The following is a 21,175-nucleotide window of genomic DNA, read 5'->3' on the forward strand; positions in this document are numbered from 1 at the left end:
ATGTAAAAGCGGCCGCGCAAAAATGCGCGGCGCAAGCTTTTGTATTACATGTTTGCGATTACTTGGTTGGCGAATTCGGAGCATTTGACTTCCGTTGCGCCTTCCATCAGACGGGCGAAGTCGTACGTAACCGTCTTATTGTTGATCGACGTTTCCATGCCTTTATAGATCAGGTCCGCCGCTTCCTGCCAGCCCAGATGCTCAAGCATCATGACGCCGGACAAAATAACGGAGCCCGGGTTCACGACGTCTTTGTCCGCGTATTTCGGAGCGGTGCCGTGGGTCGCCTCGAAGATGGCGTGTCCCGTAATGTAGTTGATGTTAGCGCCCGGAGCGATGCCGATGCCGCCTACTTGCGCAGCCAAAGCGTCGGACAGGTAGTCGCCGTTCAGGTTCAGCGTCGCGATAACGTCGAAGTCGGTCGGACGAGTCAATACTTGCTGCAGAGCGATGTCCGCAATCGCGTCCTTCACGATGATTTTGCCGGCTGCTTCCGCTTCCTTCTGCGCCGCGTTCGCCGCGTCAACGCCTTGCTCTTCCTTGATGCGGTCGTATTGGCCCCAAGTGAACGTTTCGTTCGGGAACTCGGTTTCGGCCACTTCGTAGCCCCAGTTTTTGAACGCGCCTTCCGTAAATTTCATAATGTTGCCTTTGTGTACGAGCGTTACCGATTTACGCTTATGTTTGATGGCATATTCGATCGCCGAGCGGACGAGACGCTTCGAGCCTTCGGACGATACAGGCTTGATGCCGATGCCGGACGTTTCAGGGAAACGGATTTTGTTTACGCCCATTTCCTCCTGCAGGAACTTGATCACTTTCTTAACCGCGTCGCTGCCTTCCTGATATTCGATGCCGGCGTAGATGTCCTCCGTGTTTTCGCGGAAAATGACCATATCCACGAGGTCCGGACGTTTAACCGGCGAAGGAACGCCGTTGAAATAACGGACCGGGCGCAAGCATACGTACAGGTCCAGCTCCTGGCGGAGCGCTACGTTCAAGGAGCGGATACCGCCGCCGATCGGAGTCGTGAGCGGGCCTTTGATCGCCACGATGTATTCGCGGATGGCCGTCAGCGTATCGGCAGGGAGCCACTCCCCGAATTGGTTAAACGACTTTTCGCCGGCAAACACTTCGTACCAAGCGATTTTCTTTTCGCCTTTGTAGGCTTTTTCAACCGCCGCGTCAAGGACGCGTTTGGATGCGGCCCAAATGTCGCGGCCCGTGCCGTCGCCTTCGATAAACGGAATAATCGGATTGTTCGGAACGTTCAGCTTGCCGTTCTCGATCGTGATTTTCTCGCCTTCGGTCGGAAGCGCGAATTTCTCGAATTGAACCATGAATGAAATCCTCCTGAACTATCGCGCCGTTAGACGCTTAATGTTTTGCGTGTTCATGCGTATCGGCCTCCCCGCAGCGGGATGGACAAGCCGCATGCAACCCAATTCATAATGATTTTATTGCATGGAGAAGGGAACGGCAATGCCGCCGCCCCTCTCTATCATTTCAAAATCGTCAGCGTTCGTCAATCGGGACGAATTTCGCATTTGCCGGGCCGACGTAGTCCGCGCGAGGACGGATAAGCCGGTTGTCCTGGTATTGCTCCAAAATGTGCGCTGTCCATCCCGATACGCGGCTGATCGCAAAGATCGGCGTAAACAGGTCGCGAGGAATGCCAAGCGTCGTATAAACGGATGCGGAATAGAAGTCGACGTTAGGCTTAAGGCCTTTTTGCCCCGTCACGAGCTCCTCGATTTTTACGGACATTTCGTAAAGCTCCATATTGCCTTTCAGCTTGCCGAGCTCGCGGGACATCTTCTGAAGATGCTTGGCGCGCGGATCGCCGTTTTTGTAAACGCGATGTCCGAAGCCCATAATTTTCTGCTTGTTCGCAAGCGCATCGGCAATCCAGCTTTCCACTTTGTCGAGAGAACCGATCTGCTCGAGCATGACCATAACGGCTTCGTTCGCTCCGCCATGCAGCGGTCCTTTCAGGGCGCCGATCGCGGAGGTAACGCCGGAGTAAATGTCGGAGAGCGTTCCGACCGTTACGCGGGCGGCGAACGTGGACGCGTTCAATTCGTGGTCGGCGTGCAGCACAAGAGCTTGGTCAAGCGCTTTCACGGCCACATCGGCAGGCTCTTTGCCATCCAGCATGTACAAGAAGTTGTATGCGATCGATACGCCGGATTTCGGAGCGACAGGCTCCAGGCCGTTGCGGATGCGCGAGAAAGCGGCTACAATCGTCGGCAATTTGGCCTGCAGCTTGATCGCCTTCTCGAGATTTGCCTCAGGCGTCATATCGTTCGCGGATTCATCGTAAAGCGCGAGGCTCGATACGGCGGTCCGGAGAGCGGCCATCGAGTTTGCGTTTTTCGGGAACGTGCGGATTTGTTCGATGACTTCGCCGGGAATGGCAGCGTATTCATCAAGCTTGCTTCTCAGCTGCGCAAGCTCGGTGCGGTTCGGCAGCTTGCCGTACCACAGCAAATAAATGACTTCTTCAAACGTGGCATTCTCGGCCAGATCGTCAATATTAATGCCGCGGTAGGTCAAAACGCCATCGATAATGGAGCTGATCGACGAAGATGCGGCTACAATTCCTTCAAGGCCTTTGGTTGCTGTCATTCGAATCTCTCCTTTAACCTCATATGATTACGCTTAAAACATTCCAAATCGTAATACTCATATGATTTATGATAATGGATTTCGCCCGAGATGTGAACAAAATTAGACATAGAAATGCTTTATCAGCGTCATAAATAATTGTTCTTGATATACGTTTCGCCAATTCGTCCCCATATTATGCCTGATTTTTCGCGAACCAAATTTCATTGTAGGTTATTTTCCCCTTTTCTATTCCGTCCCTCCGGTTCATTTTTTTGCCGCAACAAATCCACGCGCTGCAATCGCCAAAAACGGCCATGGAACCGGCCGCTATGGTTCTTCTGCCGCTAAAATGGTACTATGGGCATTGAAAGATTTTCACGCATCATGAGCGTTAGACCGGACAGGAGGCATGACCATGACTGAACAAAGGATGGCGATCATCGATATCGGCTCCAACTCCGTTCGCCTAGTCGTGTACGAGCGAACGGCTTCAGGGGCTTATCGCGTCATAGACGGAAGCAAAAGACAGGCCAGACTAAGCGAGCACGTCGGTCCCGACGGCAAACTGACCTCGCTTGCGATCGAGCAAATCGTACATACGCTCCGGCATTTTCTCATGATTTGCACCTACCATCAAACGAAACGCGTCCGCGCGGTTGCGACCGCCGCCATCCGCAACGCGGCAAACGGCCGCGAGGCGCTTTCCGCCATACGGGCGGCCACGGGGCTCGAAGTCGAACTGCTCTCCGGCGAGGACGAAGCCTATTACGGGTTCCTGGGCATGATCAACGCCATCGACGCGGAGGACGGCTTCCTGATCGATATCGGCGGCGGAAGCACCGAAGTATCGCTGTTCCGCGGCCGAAAGCTGGTCCGTTCGGTCTCGTTCCCGTTCGGCAGCGTAAGCTTGAACCGCCGGATCGGCCAGAGCGGCATACCGGACAGCCAGTCGCTGAAGGAGATTGAAGCGATCGTCGCGGACGCCGCGGCCGGCGAGCCGTGGATTGCGGAATCGCCGGGGCTTCCGCTGATCGGCGTCGGCGGGACGGTGCGCGCCCTCGGCAAAATCCATCAGGCATCCAGCGGCTATCCTTTCCCGTCCAATCATAATTACCGGATCGAAGCCGCCGATGTAGCGCAATTGTTCGACCAGCTCGTCAAGCTGCCGCTCGACAAGCGCCGCAAGTTTCCGGGGTTGTCCAAAGAACGCGCAGACGTTATCGTACCCGGGCTTGCCATTCTGCAGCGGCTGTTCCAATCGATGAAAGCTTCGCATTACGTCGTTTGCGGAACAGGGCTTCGCGACGGGCTTTTCCACGCGGAGCGGCTCGCCGAAGAGCCGGTTCTGCCCGACGTGCTGGCCTCCAGCGTAGACAACGTTCAGCGGTTATACCTGAACGCTCCGAGCCGCCATGTCGAGCTGGTAGAGCGGCTGGCGCTGCATATTTACGGCCGGCTGGAAGACATTTACCGTCTGCCGCCGGATGCGAAGCTTCTTCTGCAAACGGCCGCCAAGCTGTTTCGGATCGGAGCCGCAGTCGATTATTACGAAGCGGCTAAACATTCGTTCTATCTTATCCTCAATTCGCATCTGAACGGCCTCACGCACCGCCAGATCGTGCTGATTGCGGCCATCGCGTCTTACAAAGGAAAAGGCCGGCTCCGCCAGCAGCTCGCCGATTACCGGGAGCTGCTTCACGAAGCCGACCTGGAAGCCGTAACCCGTCTCGGCATGATTCTGCAGCTGGCGATCGCTTTGGACCGCAGCGAGACGCAAGCCGCCTGGCCCCTCGAAGCGAAGCTGCTGCCGCCGGCGCTGCTGCTCGTCCCGGCCCCGGAGGCAGGCCATTTGTCGTGGGAACAAGCCGAGGTTAAGGAGCTTGCCGCCGATTTCAAAAAAGCTTGGGGCGTCGTCCCCGAGCTGTTGTTACAGCATCACGCGTAACCTTTCCACTTGCGGATGTCTCTCGCCTCGTATTGGCTGCGCAGCGGCTCTCCCTCGTTTACGACGGGCGCATAGGCGCCCGTCGGGAGGAGCTGCCGGGCTTTGACGTTATCGTTCAAATTAAGCTGAAGCATATTGATCAGCATGCGCCCGAGCTCCCGGTCGAATACCGGGCACATGAGCTCGATGCGCCTGGTCAGGTTCCTCGTCATCCAATCCGCGCTGGACAGATACACCTCTTCTTCTCCACCGTTCGCAAAGTACACCATTCGCGCATGCTCCAGGAAACGGTCGACGATGCTGATGACCCGGATATTGTCGCTGCGGCCCGGCACGCCGGGGCGCAGGCAGCATACGCCGCGCACGATCAACTCGATCGTCACGCCGGCTTGCGAAGCTTCATACAGCTTATCGATCATTTCCTGATTGGAGAGCGAATTCATTTTGGCCACGATATGCGACTTCCGGCCTGCTTTGGCGTGCTCGATCTCGCGGTCGATCAGCCGGAACAGCTTTTCCTTCAGGCCGGTTGGCGCCACGCCGAACGCTTTCCATTCATAGGGCGAAGAGTAGCCGGTTATTTCGTTGAAGAGGGCCGAAGCGTCGGCTCCGATGACCGGATGGGACGTGAACAGGCCGATATCGGTATACAGCGTCGCCGTGCTGTCGTTGTAATTGCCGGTGCCCACATGAACGTAGCGGCGAAGCGTTCCGTGCTCGCGACGGACGACCAGCAATATTTTGGCGTGCGTCTTTAGTCCGACCAGCCCGTAAACGACATGGCAGCCCGCTTTCTCCAGCTGCCTCGCCCAAGCGATATTGCGCTCCTCGTCGAATCGCGCTTTCAGCTCGACGACGACCGTTACCTGCTTTCCGGCTTCGGCGGCTTTCGATAACGCTTGCACAAGCGCCGATTGGCCGCTGACCCGGTAAAGCGTCATTTTAATGGCCAGCACGTCCGGATCGTAAGCGGCTTCCGTCACGAAGTCGTTTACCGCTTCAAACGATTCGTACGGATGATACACGAGCACGTCGCGCTCCTTGACGACCGAGAACATATCCTCGTTGTCGTCGAACTCTTTCGGGTACACCGGCTCCATCCGGTCGAACCGGAGATTGTCGTAGCCGGGCAGCGAACCGGCAAATTTCATCAGGAAGCTTAAATCGAGCGGTCCGTCGATTTGGAACAGGTTGTCCTCGATTTCAAGCTCCTCCTGCAGCATGGCAAGGGCGTAAGGGTGCATGCCGCGCGCCACCTCAAGCCGTACCGGAATGCCCCAGCGCCGCTTCCTGAGCTCCTTCTCGATCTCTTCCAGCAAATCCTCGGCGCCGTCTTCGTTAATGGACAAGTCCGCGTTGCGGGTTAAGCGGAAAGGATGCACGGCAAACGGCTTGTATCCGTTAAACAACGTATGGATAAACTGCTCGATAATCGATTCCAGCAGCACGAACTCCGTTTTTTTGCTGCCGGTGCGGTAAGGGACCTGGAAGAAACGAGGCAGAATGGACGGCACCTGCACAATGGCAAATAGCGGCTCTTCTTCCTCTCCGCCGTCTTCCTGCTGCAGAAGAACGGCCAAATAAAGCTCCTTCGTATGCACTAGCGGGAACGGCCGGCTCTGGTCGACCGCCATCGGCGTCAGAACCGGAAACACGATTTCGTGAAAATAATCCGATACCGCCCGCAGCTGTTGCGCCGTCAGCTCATCCATCGAACGGAAGACGATGCCTTCTTTCGCTAGAGCGCGCACAATATCCCGGTACGATCTATACTGCTCCGCAACCATCTGGTTCGTCCGCTTCAGCAGTCTTTTCCATAAGCCTGCCGGCGTGTAGCCGGTAAAATCCGTTTTCGTATAGCCCGCCCGAATCTGATCCTGAATTCCCGCCACGCGAACGCTCATGAACTCGTCCAAATTGCTGGACACGATAGCCAGAAACTTGGCCCGCTCCAGCAGCGGATTGGCCGGTTCCTGAGCCTCCTCCAGCACTCTGCGGTTAAATTCAATCCAGCTTAAATCCCGGTTTACGTAATGGGACAATTGTTTGGTCACGAATAACGCCTCCCTATATGCCCCCTATTATGCGGTCCCACTATTATACGCTTATTAAGCAATTGTAAAATTAATGTAAAGACAAGCGAAAAATATGAAAAAACGGCCCGGACGGCATCTACGAAGAAGCGGCCGTCCCCGCTAATATCTCCTTATCGTAAAAGAGCCGTTCTTCATCCGTTTCTCCAGCCAGCGCAGCATCATTTGCCGGTAAAAGGCGCGCGTGGGCGGCAAGAGCAGCGTCAATCCGGCAATATCGCTTATAAAGCCGGGCATGGCCAGCATAATGCCCCCGGCAAAGACGCATAATCCGTCCAGCATCATTCGCCCGGGAATTTGTCCGGCTTGCATCTGCCTTCTTGCTTCGGCCAATACCTTCCGTCCTTCGGCCTGGGCCAAATAAGCGCCGAGAACGGCCGTCAGCAAGATGGCGAGCCACGTCCCCATGCCGCCGATCCAGCGCGTCACCAGAACGATGCCCGCCACCTCGACAACGGTGAACGCGATAGCCATAATAAACAGCCCGTTACGTCTTTGCATAAGCACTCCCCTTACGCATCCTGTTTCAATAGGTTTATAAGCAAATCATACAACGCCGGCATCCGCTTGTCCAAACGGGCAGGCTGCATCTCCTTCGTTACCCACGCATGCCGCGTCCCGCCGTAAACGAGCCGTTCGCCCGGAAGCTCATCTCCCGGCTCCCACGTGCCGGACTTCCATTCCGGCGCTTCCACCCTTCTGACTTCGTTCTGGAAGCTAATCCTGATTTTCGAGCATGAAGCGACCCTCGTAAAAACAAGCACCGTATCGTCGTACCGGGCCGGCGCTTCAAACGCGCAGTCGAGGTCGATCACCGGAAGCAGCAGCCCTTCCCGCTCGATCGCTTTATATTCGATGCCCAGGCTGCGAATCAGCTCGGTCCGGCCGATTTCGAACCAGTTCAAATAATTCGTATGGAACACGACCGCCATCTGATCGGTTTCCTGGTAACGCACGCGCAGCGGATGCGCATGCCAACGGGAGTATCGTTCTGTCACGCGGATGACTTCCTTTCGCTTTTGCTTCGTTTCGATGGAAGAACAAAAGCGACGGTGCGGCCACCATCGCTTTTGCGCTTATGTCATATATGCTGAATTTTACAGTACTTTCGATTGGCCGGAGTAAATGACGCCGGTTTCGCCGTAAATCGTCACTTCCATATCGTCTTGCAGCTTGCTGGTCGCGTTCGCCACCCCGAGAATGACCGGAATGCCGAGGTTGATGCCGCAAACCGCAGCATGGCTCGTAATGCCTCCCTGCTCGGTGATGACGGCAGCGGCTTTCTCGAACGCCGGCATATAATCTTTGTCCGTCGATACCGTTACGAGGATCGAGCCTGCCGTCGTTTTGGCAATGGCTTCTTGAGCCGTGCGGGCAATGACGATTTTGCCGGTAGCCGTCTGGCTGCCGATGCCTTGTCCTTGAGCGAGCAATTCGCCGATGTGATGAATTTTGACCAGGTTCGTGGAGCCTGCGAAGCCGACAGGCACGCCGGCGGTAATGACAACCGTGTCGCCCAAAGCGAGCTGGCCGGTCGACATGGCGCCTTTCACCGCGGTTTCGAACAAGGCGTCCGTCGTCTTCTGCTCTTCGCCAAGCACAGGCGTAACGCCCCATACGAGAGCAAGGCGGCGTACGACTTTATCGTCGGACGTAACGGCGATAATCGGCGATTTCGGACGGTACTTCGACACCATGCGGGCCGTGTAGCCGCTCTTCGTCGACGTAATGATCGCCTTGGCGTCAAGCTCAAGGGCGGAGTTCGCCACCGCTTGGCTGATCGCTTCCGTAACCGATACTTGCTGGGCGTTCGCCTGCTTCAGGAACAGTTCGCTGTAAGCAAGAGCCGCTTCCGTACGCTCGGCGATGCGGGCCATCATCTCGACCGATTCGACCGGGTATTTGCCCGCAGCCGTTTCGCCCGACAGCATGATCGCGTCCGTTCCGTCGAAAATAGCGTTCGCCACATCGCTTGCCTCGGCCCGGGTAGGACGCGGATTGCGCTGCATCGAATCGAGCATTTGCGTAGCGGTAATAACCGGCTTGCCGGCGCGGTTGCATTTTTGAATCATCGACTTCTGCACAAGCGGAACTTCTTCGACCGGAATTTCTACGCCGAGGTCGCCGCGCGCAACCATAAGGCCGTCCGATACTTCGAGAATTTCGTCGAGATTGTCGACGCCTTGCTGGTTTTCGATTTTGGAAATGATTTGGATATGGCTGGCGTTGTGGCGCTCGAGCAGCTCGCGGATTTCAAGCACGTCGCTTGCTTTGCGGACGAAAGAAGCCGCGATAAAGTCGATGCCTTGCTCGATGCCGAATACGATATCGTTGGCGTCTTTTTCGGTAATGCCCGGCAGGGAGATATGGACGCCCGGAACGTTCACGCCTTTTTTGCTCTTGATCGGACCGCTGTTGACGATGCGGCATTTGATTTCCGTTCCGTCGATCCCTTCTACGGTCAGGCCGATCAAGCCGTCGTCGATCAAAATGGTGGAGCCGACTTGTACGTCGTTCGGAAGGTTGCTGTATGTAACGGGGATGCGGTTCTTGTCGCCGAGAATCTCTTCGGTCGTCAGCGTGATCGTCTCGCCTTGCACCAGCTCGATCGGCTCTTCCTTCAACTTACCGAGACGAATTTCCGGTCCTTTCGTATCCAGCAGGATGGCGACCGTCTTGCCCAGCTCGGCGCTTGCTTGGCGGATGTTCTTAATCCGGTTGCCGTGCTCCTCGAAATCGCCGTGGGAGAAGTTGAGACGGGCCACGTTCATCCCGGCGTTGATCAGTTTCTTCGTGTTCTCCAACGATTCGCTGGATGGACCGATCGTACATACAATTTTTGTTTTGCGCATGTTGGTTTCCTCCGTTTAGTTTAAAACCTTATAGTTTTTCGATGCCGCTCGAAGAAGATCCGGTGCGGGCGGCCGAGGCTGCACTAGATCTTCTTCGAGCGGCTTCGATTTTTATATGGAAAAGCGGCCGGCGTTAAACCTGCAGCTCCTCGCTATGCTCCGGTTTGCCGGAAACGCCGGCGTCCGGGCGGGCGGCCTTCGCGTCCGTTTTGTCCGCGGCTTGGCCTTGCGCTTCGTCCGTTACCGCCGGCTTGTCTGCCGCGCGAAACTGTCCGACTTTCCGGAATTTCTCGTAGCGGTCGTGAATCAGCTCCGCCGGCGACAGCTTCAGAAGCTCCTGCAAGTGACGCCACAGCGCCTCCTTGATTTGTTCCGATTGGAAAGCCAGATCCCGGTGGGCTCCGCCTTGAGGCTCCTTGATAATCTCTTCGATCACGCCGAACCGGAGCAGATCCGGCGCCGTAATTTTCATCGCTTCGGCCGCTTCGTCCGCTCTGGAAGCATCCTTCCACAAGATGGACGCCGCGCCGTTCGGCGAAATCGCGGAATAAATTGCGTTCTCAAGCATTAGAACCCGGTTGCCGACGCCTAGCGCAAGCGCGCCGCCGCTGCCGCCCTCGCCGATTACGACACAGACGATAGGCACGCCAAAACCGGCCATCTCGCGCAGGTTGCGGGCGATCGCTTCGGCTTGTCCGCGCTCCTCCGCCGCATTGCCCGGATAAGCGCCTTTCGTATCGATGAACGTAATGATCGGACGGTTAAACTTATTCGCTTGCTGCATGAGGCGAAGCGCCTTGCGGAAGCCTTCGGGATGAGGGCTGCCGAAGAAGCGGGCGATATTGTCCTTCATGTCCTTGCCCCGCTGATGGCCGATAACCGTTACGGGCATGCCGTTCAGCTTGGCCAATCCGCCGACGATCGCCAAGTCGTCCGCGAACAGCCGATCGCCGTGCATCTCCATGAAGTCGGTAAAAATGGCGTTGATGAAATCAAGCGAAGTGGGACGTTGATGGTGGCGCGCCATGTGCATCTTCTGAGCGGCCGTCAGCTCGCTGTACATTTCCTGCTCCAGCTGCTTGCAGCGCTCCTCGAGACGCGCGATCTCCTCCGAGAAATCCATGCCGTTATCCTCGGCCAGCTTCCTGAGCGTCTTGATTTTCTCTTTCAGTTCAACGAGCGGTTTCTCAAACGGAAGCTCTCCCGCCATCGGCAATCCCCTCCTTTACGACATGCATATCGAGCAGCTTGGTCAGCGTCGCTTTCATATCTTTGCGGTGAACGACCATATCAAGCTGGCCATGCTGCAAATTAAACTCAGCGGTCTGGAAATTGTCCGGCAGCTTCTGGCGGATCGTCTGTTCGATGACAATCCGTCCGGCAAAGCCGATCAGCGCGCCGGGCTCGGCCAAATTGTAGTCGCCGAGGCTCGCGAAGCTCGCCGTTACGCCGCCTGTCGTCGGATCGGTCATGACCGATATAAAAAGGCCGCCGCCGCCCTGGAACTTGGCGAGCGCCGAGCTTGTCTTCGCCATCTGCATCAGGCTGAGAATGCTCTCCTGCATCCGCGCTCCGCCCGACGTGGAAAATATAATGAGCGGCAGCCGCTTCTTCTCGGCAGCTTCGATCGCTCTCGTGATTTTCTCCCCTACGACGGAACCCATGCTGCCGGTAAAAAAGTCGAAGCTCATGACCGCCACAACGACCGGAAAACCGCCGATCGTCCCTTCGCCGGTCACGACGGCGTCCAGCAGCCCCGACTTCTCCTTCTGCTGCTTCAGCTTGGCGGCATAACCCGGAAAACCGAGTGGGTCGACGGACTCCAAATCGGCGTCGTATTCATACAAACGCCCGTCATCTAGCGTCATTCCGATTCGTTCCCACGCGCTGAGTCGGTAATGATACCCGCATGACGAGCATACTTTCAAGTTTTTATCCAATTCTTTGCTGTAGTGAATGGTGCCGCATTTCGCGCACTTATTCATCAAGCCTTCCGGAATGTCTCGCTTCGTCCGTTCGGAAGGAATGGTCGCGTATTTCTTTTTTCCAAATAAGTCCTTAATCACTCATGACACCTCTTTAGGGCGTGGGTTAGTATTTGGACATTACCCATCCGTCAGATCCGGAACATGGAATTGAACACTTCCTGCACTTCCTCCAGTTCGGCGGACGGCACCAAAATTTCGTATTGCTGTTTAGACAAGTTAACAGGGCGGATTTTGATGAGAAATCCCTCTTCGGTTAGCCGTTTCTTGATGTTTTCTGCAATTTTGGCAGTCGGTGCGATGTAAATGACCGTCCACATGAATTGAACCCCCTGGTAACAATGCTGCAGCATAGCTTGGCCCTGCGCTCAAGCAATGATCGATCAGGCATCATGCCATATGATGCAATATGATAACATAATTATAGGGATTCCGGCAAATCATATCGCTCCGCTTTCGGGTCCTGATGGGCGATGCGCGCCGACGCGGCGGCCGCCAGGCCGGCAACGAGATCGTCGAGAAATACGTGGATTTTCTCGCCTTTCACATTGAGCCGGCGTATAATGCCGGGCTTTACTTTGTCCAGATAGCCGAAGCTGGTCAAGCCGATCATGCCGTATACGTTCGTGATGCCGAGCGCCAGCGTTTCGTCCACGCCATAAAGGGACTCATCCGTCTCCATGATCGCCTGGAGCGGCTGGGGAAGCAGCTTGCTCTCGGCAAGCTCGTCTAACGCAATGCCCGTGTAGAGAACGTATTGCACCTCCCGCTTGCAAAGGACCGCCCTTACGCTTTCCTCGCATTCGGCCAGCTTCAAGTCCGGATTGTAAGGCAGCTGCAAGGAATGCACGATCTCCGCGATATCGTCCACGGAAACGCCTCTTTTCTTCAGCCACCTCTCGATCCCGCTTGTCCCGATTTGTCCGCTCGTTTCATTGTTTTCGTCCGTCATAACGATTCCTCCCGACTGGCCTTAATCCGCTTGTATCTCTATTTGTATGCAGGTACAAGCGGATATGTGCCAGCGCAGAAAGGAACGATTCGCCCGATATTACTTCACCACGGCGGTCCCGCCGCCGAACAGCTTCTCGATCTCCCGGATCAGCTCCACGGACGGCTTCACCCGGTACCCGTCGCTAAGGGCTACCGTTTTCTGGCCGCGCTCGTAGAACAGCACCGTCACGAGCGGTCCCGCGTGCGAAGCGAGCAGCTCCTTCAAACGCGCGAGAACGGCCGGCTGCTCCCGCTCCGCCGTTATTTTAATGTAAAGGCGCTGCTGCTTCCGCTGCACGGGGCCGGCCGGAGGCGCGCTGCGCCCGGTCTGGGCGGAAGGCGCCTCCCCGGCCCGTTCGCGTTCCCGGGCGACCGGCGCTTCACGCGCAAGCTCCGGCCGCGGCTGCGGCCGGGGCCCGCCGTCACGACCGGGCGATGCCTGCGAAGCCGGGGCCCCCGCCGCCCGCGACGGCTGCGCCGGATGCTGCGCGGAAGCGGCCTGCGGCCGGGAGCCTCGCAGCTTCGCCTGGCGCAGAAGACGGCGGGCCTGCTGCGCCAGCGCTTCCCCGTGAAGATCGGCGAACGGCACGGCGTCCTCCACGATCAGCTTATAGTCGTCGTCCTGCTGCTGCACCGTTCCGTAAAGCAGCACCAGCGCACCTTTCTGCAGCAAGCTTCCGATCCGCTTCCATACGCCGGGAAATACGACCCCTTCGACGCGCATGACGCGATCTTCGGCTTCAATGAAACCCATGGCGTTGCCTTTCTTGTTCGTAAACGGCTTGACCGAAGCGATCATGACGCCCGCGACCGCCCCGTAGCCGTCCGGCGCGTCGGCCAATTCGACGAGCCGGTCGAGGCCCAGCGGCTCAAGCGACCGCTCGGCGTCGTCGAGCGGATGCCCGGACAAATACAGGCCAAGCAGTTCCCGCTCCAGCTCCAGCTGCTGGGCGGGAGTAAACGGCTGGATGTCCGGCAGCTCGACCTCCCAATTCTGCACCTCGTCGAAGCCGAACAGCTCGATCTGCAGCTCCTCCCGTTCCTTGCGCCACTTGGCGGCGGTTTCGACCGTCTCCTCCAAGCCGGCGAGCAGCTGGGCGCGGTGGCCCGGCAGCGAATCGCACGCCCCCGCTTGCACCAGCGATTCGAGCACGCGCTTGTTGACGACCCGCAGATCGACCCGGCGGCACAGGTCCAGCAGGCTGGCATACGGGCGCTCCGCCCGCTCCCGCTGCAGCGCTTCGATCGCTTGCGTGCCGACGTTTTTGACCGATGCGAGTCCGAAACGGACAGCTCCTTCGACCGGCGTAAACGTCACGCCGCTTTCGTTCACGTCGGGCGGCAGGACGCCGATGCCCATCCGCCTGCACTCCTCGACGTATTCCGCCGTCTTGCGCTGGTTGCCCGTTACGGACGCCAGCATCGACGCCATGAACGGAATCGGATAATGGGCTTTCAGCCATGCCGTCTGGAACGCCAGCACCGCGTATGCGGCCGCATGGGCGCGCGGGAAGCCGTAATCGGCGAAGCGGACGATCATGTCGTACACGCGGTTCGCTTCCTCCTCCGTAAAGCCTTGGCGGACGCTCCCCGCCGCGAAATGGGCCCGCTCCTGGTCGAGCACTTCGCGTTTCTTCTTGGACACGGCGCGGCGCAGCAAATCCGCCTCCCCCAGCGAAAATCCGGCCATCCGCGAAGCGATCTGCATAATCTGCTCCTGATACACGATAATGCCGTACGTGTCGGACAGTATCGGCTCCAGCGACGGATGGGGATATTCCACGGGGGCTAAGCCATGCTTGCTTTGAATAAATTTCGGAATGAATTCCATCGGACCCGGCCGGTACAGCGCCAGCACGGAGACGATGTCTTCGAAATTCGACGGCTTCAAATCCCGGAGGACGCGCCGCATCCCGGCGGACTCCAACTGAAAGATGCCGGTCGTCTCGCCCCGCCCGAGCATGTCGTACGTTAACGGATCGTCGTCCGGAACGCTCCGGAAATCGATCGTTTCGCCGTACAGCTCCTGCACCCACCGGAGCGTACGCTCCAGAATGGACAACGTCCGAAGCCCGAGGAAGTCCATCTTCAGAAGGCCGATCGCCTCCAGATGCTCCATCGAATATTGCGTAAGCGCCGAGCTTTCGCCGCCCGACTGCAGCGGGACGTAGTTCGTGAGCGGCTCGCGCGAAATGACGACGCCCGCCGCGTGCGTCGAAGCGTGCCGCGGCATCCCCTCCACCTTCAGCGCCATCTTCACCATGGCGTCCGTCTTCGGCTGGCGGGAGCAGGCGTCCCGAAGTTCAGGACTTTGCCGGAGCGCTTCTTCAAGCGTAATGTGAAGCTGGTTCGGTATAAGCTTCGCCGCCCGGTCAACCTCCGCATAAGGAACGTTCATCGCCCGCCCCACGTCGCGCAGCGCGGCCTTGGCGGCCATCGTGCCGAACGTGATGATCTGCGCGACATGCTCCTCGCCGTATTTGGCCGAAACGTAAGCGATCACTTCGTCCCGCCGTTCGTCGTTGAAGTCGATGTCGATATCCGGCATCGTCACCCGCTCCGGATTCAGGAACCGTTCGAACAGCAGCTTGTATTTAAGCGGATCGACGTCCGTAATGTTCAGCGTGTAGGCAACAAGGCTGCCCGCCGAGGAGCCCCGCCCGGGGCCGGTTCGGATCCCCCGTTCGTGGGCGAACCGGATAAAGTCCCATACGATCAAAAAATAATCGCTGAAGCCCATGTTTTCGATTACGGACAGCTCGTAGGCCAAACGCTCTTCCGCTTCGCGGCGAAACGCGCTTCCGGCCGCCCATTCCGCGCTCCCGCCATAGCGGGCTTCGAGACCGCCGCGGCACAGCTCCGCCAAATATTCGGCCGAGGACATCCCGGCCGGAACCGGCCGGAACACCGGCAAAGCCGCGCGGCCGAACTCCAGCTCGAGCCGGCATTTGTCGGCGATTTCGGCCGTATGGGCAATCGCCTCCGGCACATGCCTGAACAAAGCGGCCATCTCTTCGCCGCTCTTCAAATAGAGCTGGTCGGTCTGCATCTTCATCCGGCTCTCGTCGTCCACCGTCTTCCCGGTTCCGATGCATAGAAGCACGTCCTGCACGGCCGCATCCTCGCGGCGCAAATAATGGACGTCGTTCGTCGCGACAAGCTTGATTCCAATCTCGCGGGCCAGCTTCACAAGCGCGCCGGCGACCTTCTTCTGCTCGAGCATGCCGTGATCCTGAAGCTCCAAATAATAATCGTCGCCGAATATCCGCTTGTATCGCCGTGCCGCCTCGCGCGCTTCGTCTTCACGATCGTGCAGCAGCAGCTGCGGCACCTCCCCTTTCAGGCAGGAGCTGAGCGCTACGATGCCTTCCGCGTGCGCCGCCAGCGCCTCCATGTCGATCCGCGGCTTGTAATGAAAGCCTTCCAGATGGGCGATCGAATTCAGCTTCATCAAGTTCCGGTAACCGGTCATGTTTTTCGCCAGCAAAATCAAATGATAAATCGGCTGTTCCTTGCGGTTTGCCTTGTCCAGCCGCGAGCCGGCCGTCATATACATCTCGCAGCCGATAATCGGCTTAATGCCGTGCTCCTGACAAGCGCGGTAGAACGGGATAGCCCCGTACATCACGCCGTGATCCGTAAGCGCCAGCGCCTTCATCCCAAGCTCGGCCGCCCCGGCGGCCAAGTCCCGGATGCGCGCGGCGCCGTCCAGCAAGCTGTATTCACTATGAACGTGCAAATGCACGAATGCCGAGCCAATGTTACTCACCGCTATCTTTCCTTTCCTTAACCGATGCGCTATTGCTTCTATTTTACCATACGGGGAGCAAAAGGCGTATATTTGTTCGCATGCAGGCCGGAACCGGCGTCTTAAGACCCGATAGTCCGATCCGCTCGCCAATCTTGTTCGCATCTTCCCGGAAGGTTATAATCCCGGTTTCCTCTCATACAATTCTAGTAAAGGCCGGACAGGCTTTAGGCAGGAAGGCGGGTGCTGGAACGAATGCAATATTTTTGGGCCAAAGCGGGATTGGATTTCTTTATCGCGTTCGGCGTCGTGCTTGGCGGCGCGATGCTTGCCGGAATCGGTTCGGTGCTGATGCTGCTGCCGCCGGTATCCATGATGCTGGATACGGCCGACAGGTTGAAAATATGGGCGATCGTGGCGGCGGTCGGCGGCTCGATCGACCCGGTGCGGGTCATCGAAAGCAATATCGCGGAGGGGCATCTTTCGCCGGCCGCGCAGCAAATCTGTTTCATTATCGCGGCCTTTCTCGGAGCTCATCTCGGCACCGAGCTCGTGAAGCTGCTTTGCAAAGGAGCCGCCTGACGATGCGAATACCGCCCTTTCACCGGTTCGAGCGGCTCGTTCAATCGGCCGGCATTTTTACGCTGGGCGTCCTCGTCGGGGCCATCCTGTACAATTCGATCGCCCAAGCGCGGTTCGAAGCGTTGATCAATATGCATTCGGAGCTTGAGACGAAGCTGGCGCAATACGAGCAGGAAATCCAATCGCTGAACCAGTTCAAAAGGCAGCATACGGTTATTAAAAGCGTGGAGCCCCGGATCGAGGAGGAAGCCGGCCTGAAAGAAGTGCGCCCGAAGCTGGACAAGCTGACCGAAGCCGAGCTGAAAAAGCGGATGATAGACGATCTCTCCGTGTTTATCGGCAGAAGCATTTACGACATCGACACCGACGCCAAGCTGGCGCGGAAGCTGCTGGAGAAACGGATCTACTACGGGGTCATGGGCAAGGATTACACGGTGGAGGCCAAAACGATGCTCGTATCCGACAACAAGCTGCTGGTCTGGGTCATCGTCCGTCTGTACGAAAAACCGCCTGCCTGACCGGACAAAGCGATTTCCGCTCCGGCCCGATTCCATGGTACAATACGGTCAAACAAGCGTTTCGTATCAAACCTGGAAAAAGGGGCTGTCAGCTTCATGGATGTGCTGTTGCAATGGGTATTCGCGCCCGCGATCGTCATTACCCTCGCGCTGTCCGTCATCTTCAGCTTTAAGGCGCGCCGCGCTTCGGGACAGCGCTCGCGCGGCTTGCACGCTTCGCGCATGAATATGAGCATGGGGATCATGCTTGTTTTTATCGCGGGCGTCCAGCTGCTGCTGTCGGCGCAATCGACGCTTCGCATTATTATCGGGGCTTTGTTTCTCGTCATCGGCTTGTTCAATCTGTTCGCCGGCCTGCGCAACCATAGCGTGTACCGGACGATGCGGCAGGACGGACAGTAAAACAACATTTTGCCGATGTACTCAGACACGCTTCGAAAGCAAAGGAAAAACGAAAAAGGCTGCCTCGCTCAAAGCAGCCCCCCAACGACGGTTGCGTCCATATGGGGGCGGCATGCTAACGGGGACAGCCTTTTTTGCATTGTTTACGAATCGATCATCTGCGCGGTCATCATCGCTTTGGCCGCAAGGCCGTGCTTGTCCCGGACTTCGATCTCCAGCTTCGTGAACTTTCGGCTTATTTCGAGCGCTTGCGGCACAATCGAAATTTCGCTGTCGATCTCCACGGGCCTTACCATGTATGTCGTAATGTTCTCCGTCAAATAGTCCGTCTTCAGCATTTCGCGGATCATTCGGCGGCAGGCTTGCGTCATGAGCGTGACGAGAATCCCTTCCGACACCATCCCAAGCGGTCCCGACATTTGGGGCGTGACGGTCCCCCGGTAGACGAACTTCTCCTTCTCGCCGTCCGTTTCCGCGGCCTGCGCCATGAAGCCGGTCCAGATCAAATCTTCGAACGTGCCGCCCGATTCCGGCTGCTTGCCGGCAAACCTCATGGCGTCAAGCACCTCGCGGCGGCTGACGACGCCAAGCAGCTTGCGGTTACGATCCACGATCGGCAGCAGATCGATGCCTTCGGCCGCCATCGTGTGCGCGGCGGACGTAACCGTTATGTTCGGCGCCGCCGTAATCGGATTTCTGGACATGATCCTATCGAGCGTCGCTTCCTCGGCATTGCCCGCCGCATCCTTGGGCGTCATCATGCCCACGACCTTCCCCCGCTCGTCCACGACCGGGAAACGCGTTCGCCCCGTCTCCCGCGACAGCCGATAATAAGCCGCAAGGGAATCGCTTGCCCGCAGCACGTCTGCAGGACGGCTTAACGTCACGATATCTTCGATCAGCAAAATTTTGCGTTTGATCAAACGGTCGTACATCGCGCGGTTAATCATGGAAGCGACGGTAAACGTGTCGTGCCGGGAAGCGATAATCGGCAAGCCCTTCTCGTCGGCCAGCAGCTTCACCTGCTCGCCGGGCTCGAATCCGCCGGTAATGAGAACGCCGGAGCCTTGCTCGAGCGCGCGGCGGTGGGCGCTGTCCCGGTTGCCGACGATGAGCAGGCTTCCTTCGTCGATATAGCTCATCATCGCTTCCAGCTCCATCGCGCCGATCACGAATTTATGAAGCGTTTTGTCCAAGCCGGCCGAGCCGCCGTACAGCTTCCCTTCCACGATTTCCGCAACTTCCCTGAACGTAAGCTGGTCGATCTCCTCTCTCCGCTTCCGGTCGATCCGAACCGTCCCGATTCTTTCCTTCGTGCTGACCAGCCCGGCAAGCTCCGCGTCCTTAAACGCTTTATAGACGGTCCCTTCGCTGACGCCGAGCTGCTTCGCCACGGCGCGGACCGAGATCCGGGTTCCGGCCTTCAACGATTGGATATAATGGATGATCTGGTCATGCTTCGTTTCCGTCTCCGTCCCGGAGCCGTATATGGTCAAAGTCGTTCCCTCCGATCGTGCGTTACCGGCTCTTGCCGTTTCCGGACGGCAACGCGTTTGCTTTCATTATACCATCATATCGCCGGGAAACTTTATTGTCCGTCCTGCAAGCTTCCTTCATCCGGTTTCAACGCAAAGTCCACCAGCCTCAGCTCCCCGTCGATCTGCTGGCCGTTAACGCCCTTCAGCCTGTAATCGCGCAGCAGCGCCTGAAGCTTCTTCTGCTGAACGGCCTGCTTCATTCCGTCAAGAATAAACGCCTCCCAGTCGTAAACGATCGGCACCGGATATCTCAACCGAAACACGGGATGCTCGGTAAACGTCACGCGCTGCGGCGGTATTTCCTCATATAAATTGGAAAATAAAATGCTGAACGACTCGCTGTAAGGTCTCGATATGATATCGGACTGCATATCCATTCGATATTCAATCGTCTGCGAATGCGGGTTGATTCGACAAGTAAACTCGCCCGTTGCGGCAGCAAGCTTCCTCTTCTTGTGCAGTACGCGATAGGTGAACCATAGTTGAAAAGCGGTCCTGCAGCGCGAAATTCGATCGTTATGCGTACTCATCGGCCATATCGCATCCCTTTTTTATAATATGGATTTGCAGGAAAAAACAAGTATAATTGTGTCTTCTTAACTTGATTATAATAAAAACAAAAGGTATAGGTCAATGACTATAGTCACTATTTTTAATACGTTCTATAAGAGGTTGCCTGCTTGGCGTTCAAGCCTCTATCGTTAGGCTAAGAGGTGATGGACGTGAGCAAAATAGCCCGTTCGGTGGGCGAAAACATTCGAAAATGCCGAAAGCTCAAAGGGCTAAGCCAAGAGCAGCTCGCGCTTCGGGCGGACATAAACGCTTCCTACATGGGGCAAGTCGAGCGCGGAGAAAAGAGCCCTACCATCGACGTGCTCGGCAAAATCGCGGACGCGCTGCAAACGCCGCTTGAGGCGCTGGTCGGGGAAACGGCCGGCAAAGCGGAAACCGCCGGCGGCGGATATGCCGATAAAATCGCCAGTCAACTGGACGGCCTAAGCGTCAAGGAGCAAGAAGCGGTATACCGTTTCGTCAAGCAGTTGGTCCAGTTTAAATCGCTGGAATAATGCTCCCAAGGCCCTCTTGGAGGGTTTTTCACCTCCCCAAACCCCTCCTGAGGAGGGGCTCCAAGGGCATGCGCCCTCTGGACACCCCAAATTGCGTGCCTGCTGCGCGGCCGTCTTCGACAATCCATCGTGCTGCCCCCGCGTTGTCCTGACGGACAAAGCTCTCTTTCCCGCTTCCTAAGCCACGTTGTGCCTCATTGCGCTGCCTGCCACTCTCTCTCAAGAGACATTTCTTTCGTGCTCTCCCCGCGTTGTCCTGACGGACAAAGCTCTCTTTCCCGCTTCTTAAGCCACGTTGTGCCTCATCGCGCTGCCTGCCACTCTCTCTCAAGAGACATTTCTTTCGTGCTCCCCACGCGTTGTCCCGACGGACAAAGCTTTCATTCGTTCTTGACCCGCTTCGAGGGCGTAACATAGCTGAAAAAAATGGGACTGCCGAGGCGGATGGCGCCTTTAGCAGTCCCATTGAAAACCGTTTAACCTCTTGCCCCGCGAGCGGCCCGGCGCTCGATAGCGGCGTATTTGGCCCGCTTGATCCGTTCAAGCTGCTTTCGTTTTTGCTCGTCGACAAGCAATATTTCGTTTAAATTCGCCGCGATGACAAGCAATGCAAAGACGCACCATACGACGCCGAACACGTCGGCCATATCCCACGCCCCTCCGAATTCGAGACGAGGTATGGCGTAAACGAGCATACCAAGCGAAGCTATCAAATAAACGGCATGGCGCAATTTGCGCAGCAGCATGAGCCATCAGCTCCTCTTCATGAACTTGTCCCCTCTTAATCCATCCTATGCTCCGCTTGCTTCGCCTATTACCGGTCGGCGGCTTATGCTTTTTTT

At 57.1% G+C, this 21,175-nt stretch carries 19 protein-coding genes; 5 read left to right on the forward strand and 14 right to left on the reverse strand.

Annotation, left to right across the window (positions count from 1 at the left end):
* Positions 1 to 44 precede the first annotated feature (44 nt).
* A complete protein-coding gene (gene icd / locus ACFSW5_RS01350) occupies positions 45 to 1,340 on the reverse strand; it encodes an NADP-dependent isocitrate dehydrogenase (RefSeq protein WP_379268897.1) in 1,296 nt (431 codons plus the stop codon).
* A gap of 175 nt (positions 1,341 to 1,515) precedes the next feature.
* On the reverse strand, positions 1,516 to 2,628 hold the full coding sequence (gene citZ / locus ACFSW5_RS01355) for a citrate synthase (protein WP_379268899.1): 1,113 nt from the start codon (positions 2,626 to 2,628) through the stop codon (positions 1,516 to 1,518).
* Positions 2,629 to 3,025: 397 nt separating this feature from the next.
* Between citZ and ACFSW5_RS01360 the strand changes: the two genes are divergently transcribed.
* Positions 3,026 to 4,555, forward strand: a complete 1,530-nt coding sequence (locus ACFSW5_RS01360) for a Ppx/GppA phosphatase family protein (protein ID WP_379268901.1) — start codon at positions 3,026 to 3,028, stop codon at positions 4,553 to 4,555.
* Here the strand turns inward: ACFSW5_RS01360 and ppk1 are convergent.
* The 9 genes from ppk1 to ACFSW5_RS01405 all read right to left on the reverse strand — a co-directional run bounded on the left by ppk1 (position 4,546) and on the right by ACFSW5_RS01405 (position 16,247).
* On the reverse strand, positions 4,546 to 6,609 hold the full coding sequence (gene ppk1 / locus ACFSW5_RS01365) for a polyphosphate kinase 1 (protein ID WP_379268903.1): 2,064 nt from the start codon (positions 6,607 to 6,609) through the stop codon (positions 4,546 to 4,548). The genes ACFSW5_RS01360 and ppk1 overlap by 10 nt on opposite strands.
* Positions 6,610 to 6,750: 141 nt before the next feature.
* Positions 6,751 to 7,149 (reverse strand): FxsA family protein, encoded by a 399-nt coding sequence (locus ACFSW5_RS01370; RefSeq protein WP_379268905.1) that lies wholly within the window; start codon positions 7,147 to 7,149, stop codon positions 6,751 to 6,753.
* 11 nt (positions 7,150 to 7,160) lie between these two features.
* Positions 7,161 to 7,646, reverse strand: a complete 486-nt coding sequence (locus ACFSW5_RS01375; protein WP_379268907.1) for an acyl-CoA thioesterase — start codon at positions 7,644 to 7,646, stop codon at positions 7,161 to 7,163.
* 99 nt (positions 7,647 to 7,745) lie between these two features.
* Positions 7,746 to 9,500, reverse strand: a complete 1,755-nt coding sequence (pyk, locus tag ACFSW5_RS01380) for a pyruvate kinase (protein WP_379268909.1) — start codon at positions 9,498 to 9,500, stop codon at positions 7,746 to 7,748.
* A 133-nt stretch (positions 9,501 to 9,633) separates the two neighbouring features.
* Positions 9,634 to 10,710 carry an acetyl-CoA carboxylase carboxyltransferase subunit alpha gene (locus ACFSW5_RS01385; RefSeq protein ID WP_379268911.1) on the reverse strand — a complete coding sequence of 359 codons (1,077 nt, stop codon included), beginning with the start codon at positions 10,708 to 10,710 and terminating at the stop codon, positions 9,634 to 9,636.
* Complete coding sequence (gene accD / locus ACFSW5_RS01390; protein WP_379268913.1) at positions 10,688 to 11,566, reverse strand: acetyl-CoA carboxylase, carboxyltransferase subunit beta; 879 nt, start codon at positions 11,564 to 11,566, stop codon at positions 10,688 to 10,690. Before accD ends, ACFSW5_RS01385 begins: the two co-directional genes overlap by 23 nt.
* A 50-nt stretch (positions 11,567 to 11,616) precedes the next feature.
* Complete coding sequence (locus ACFSW5_RS01395) at positions 11,617 to 11,805, reverse strand: glutamate decarboxylase (protein WP_379268915.1); 189 nt, start codon at positions 11,803 to 11,805, stop codon at positions 11,617 to 11,619.
* 101 nt (positions 11,806 to 11,906) lie between these two features.
* Entirely contained in the window at positions 11,907 to 12,437 is a 531-nt protein-coding gene (locus tag ACFSW5_RS01400) for a phosphatidylglycerophosphatase A family protein (RefSeq protein WP_379268917.1), read from the reverse strand.
* A 99-nt stretch (positions 12,438 to 12,536) separates the two neighbouring features.
* Positions 12,537 to 16,247, reverse strand: a complete 3,711-nt coding sequence (locus tag ACFSW5_RS01405) for a DNA polymerase III subunit alpha (protein ID WP_379268920.1) — start codon at positions 16,245 to 16,247, stop codon at positions 12,537 to 12,539.
* Between the two features lie 234 nt (positions 16,248 to 16,481).
* Between ACFSW5_RS01405 and ACFSW5_RS01410 the strand changes: the two genes are divergently transcribed.
* The 3 genes from ACFSW5_RS01410 (at position 16,482) to ACFSW5_RS01420 (ending at position 17,728) form a co-directional block, all read left to right on the forward strand.
* Complete coding sequence (locus ACFSW5_RS01410; protein WP_379268922.1) at positions 16,482 to 16,808, forward strand: YtrH family sporulation protein; 327 nt, start codon at positions 16,482 to 16,484, stop codon at positions 16,806 to 16,808.
* Positions 16,809 to 16,810: 2 nt separating this feature from the next.
* Positions 16,811 to 17,326, forward strand: coding sequence for a hypothetical protein (locus ACFSW5_RS01415; RefSeq protein WP_379268924.1), 516 nt, complete (start codon positions 16,811 to 16,813; stop codon positions 17,324 to 17,326).
* Between the two features lie 96 nt (positions 17,327 to 17,422).
* Positions 17,423 to 17,728, forward strand: coding sequence for a YtpI family protein (locus ACFSW5_RS01420; RefSeq protein WP_379268926.1), 306 nt, complete (start codon positions 17,423 to 17,425; stop codon positions 17,726 to 17,728).
* A gap of 143 nt (positions 17,729 to 17,871) precedes the next feature.
* Here the strand turns inward: ACFSW5_RS01420 and ACFSW5_RS01425 are convergent, their stop codons facing one another.
* Both ACFSW5_RS01425 and ACFSW5_RS01430 read right to left on the reverse strand, forming a co-directional pair.
* Complete coding sequence (locus ACFSW5_RS01425) at positions 17,872 to 19,218, reverse strand: DRTGG domain-containing protein (RefSeq protein WP_379269799.1); 1,347 nt, start codon at positions 19,216 to 19,218, stop codon at positions 17,872 to 17,874.
* 98 nt (positions 19,219 to 19,316) lie between these two features.
* Complete coding sequence (locus tag ACFSW5_RS01430; RefSeq protein WP_379268928.1) at positions 19,317 to 19,796, reverse strand: hypothetical protein; 480 nt, start codon at positions 19,794 to 19,796, stop codon at positions 19,317 to 19,319.
* 192 nt (positions 19,797 to 19,988) lie between these two features.
* Between ACFSW5_RS01430 and ACFSW5_RS01435 the strand changes: the two genes are divergently transcribed.
* On the forward strand, positions 19,989 to 20,333 hold the full coding sequence (locus ACFSW5_RS01435) for a helix-turn-helix domain-containing protein (RefSeq protein WP_379268930.1): 345 nt from the start codon (positions 19,989 to 19,991) through the stop codon (positions 20,331 to 20,333).
* Positions 20,334 to 20,809: 476 nt separating this feature from the next.
* Here the strand turns inward: ACFSW5_RS01435 and ACFSW5_RS01440 are convergent, their stop codons facing one another.
* Positions 20,810 to 21,079 (reverse strand): hypothetical protein, encoded by a 270-nt coding sequence (locus ACFSW5_RS01440; protein WP_379268933.1) that lies wholly within the window; start codon positions 21,077 to 21,079, stop codon positions 20,810 to 20,812.
* Between the last annotated feature and the right edge of the window lie 96 nt (positions 21,080 to 21,175).

This window comes from Paenibacillus thailandensis (genome assembly GCF_042685365.1).
Classification (GTDB): domain Bacteria; phylum Bacillota; class Bacilli; order Paenibacillales; family Paenibacillaceae; genus Paenibacillus_AP; species Paenibacillus_AP thailandensis.

Coding starts and splice junctions, on each gene's coding strand:
- ACFSW5_RS01420 (WP_379268926.1), top strand. CDS start 17,423: ATGGATGTGCTGTTGCAATGGGTATTCGCGCCCGCGATCGTCATTACC.
- pyk (WP_379268909.1), bottom strand. CDS start 9,500: ATGCGCAAAACAAAAATTGTATGTACGATCGGTCCATCCAGCGAATCG.
- ACFSW5_RS01415 (WP_379268924.1), top strand. CDS start 16,811: ATGCGAATACCGCCCTTTCACCGGTTCGAGCGGCTCGTTCAATCGGCC.
- ACFSW5_RS01360 (WP_379268901.1), top strand. CDS start 3,026: ATGACTGAACAAAGGATGGCGATCATCGATATCGGCTCCAACTCCGTT.
- icd (WP_379268897.1), bottom strand. CDS start 1,340: ATGGTTCAATTCGAGAAATTCGCGCTTCCGACCGAAGGCGAGAAAATC.
- ACFSW5_RS01385 (WP_379268911.1), bottom strand. CDS start 10,710: ATGGCGGGAGAGCTTCCGTTTGAGAAACCGCTCGTTGAACTGAAAGAG.
- ACFSW5_RS01430 (WP_379268928.1), bottom strand. CDS start 19,796: ATGAGTACGCATAACGATCGAATTTCGCGCTGCAGGACCGCTTTTCAA.
- ACFSW5_RS01400 (WP_379268917.1), bottom strand. CDS start 12,437: ATGACGGACGAAAACAATGAAACGAGCGGACAAATCGGGACAAGCGGG.
- citZ (WP_379268899.1), bottom strand. CDS start 2,628: ATGACAGCAACCAAAGGCCTTGAAGGAATTGTAGCCGCATCTTCGTCG.
- ACFSW5_RS01370 (WP_379268905.1), bottom strand. CDS start 7,149: ATGCAAAGACGTAACGGGCTGTTTATTATGGCTATCGCGTTCACCGTT.
- ACFSW5_RS01440 (WP_379268933.1), bottom strand. CDS start 21,079: ATGCTGCTGCGCAAATTGCGCCATGCCGTTTATTTGATAGCTTCGCTT.
- ACFSW5_RS01395 (WP_379268915.1), bottom strand. CDS start 11,805: ATGTGGACGGTCATTTACATCGCACCGACTGCCAAAATTGCAGAAAAC.
- ACFSW5_RS01410 (WP_379268922.1), top strand. CDS start 16,482: ATGCAATATTTTTGGGCCAAAGCGGGATTGGATTTCTTTATCGCGTTC.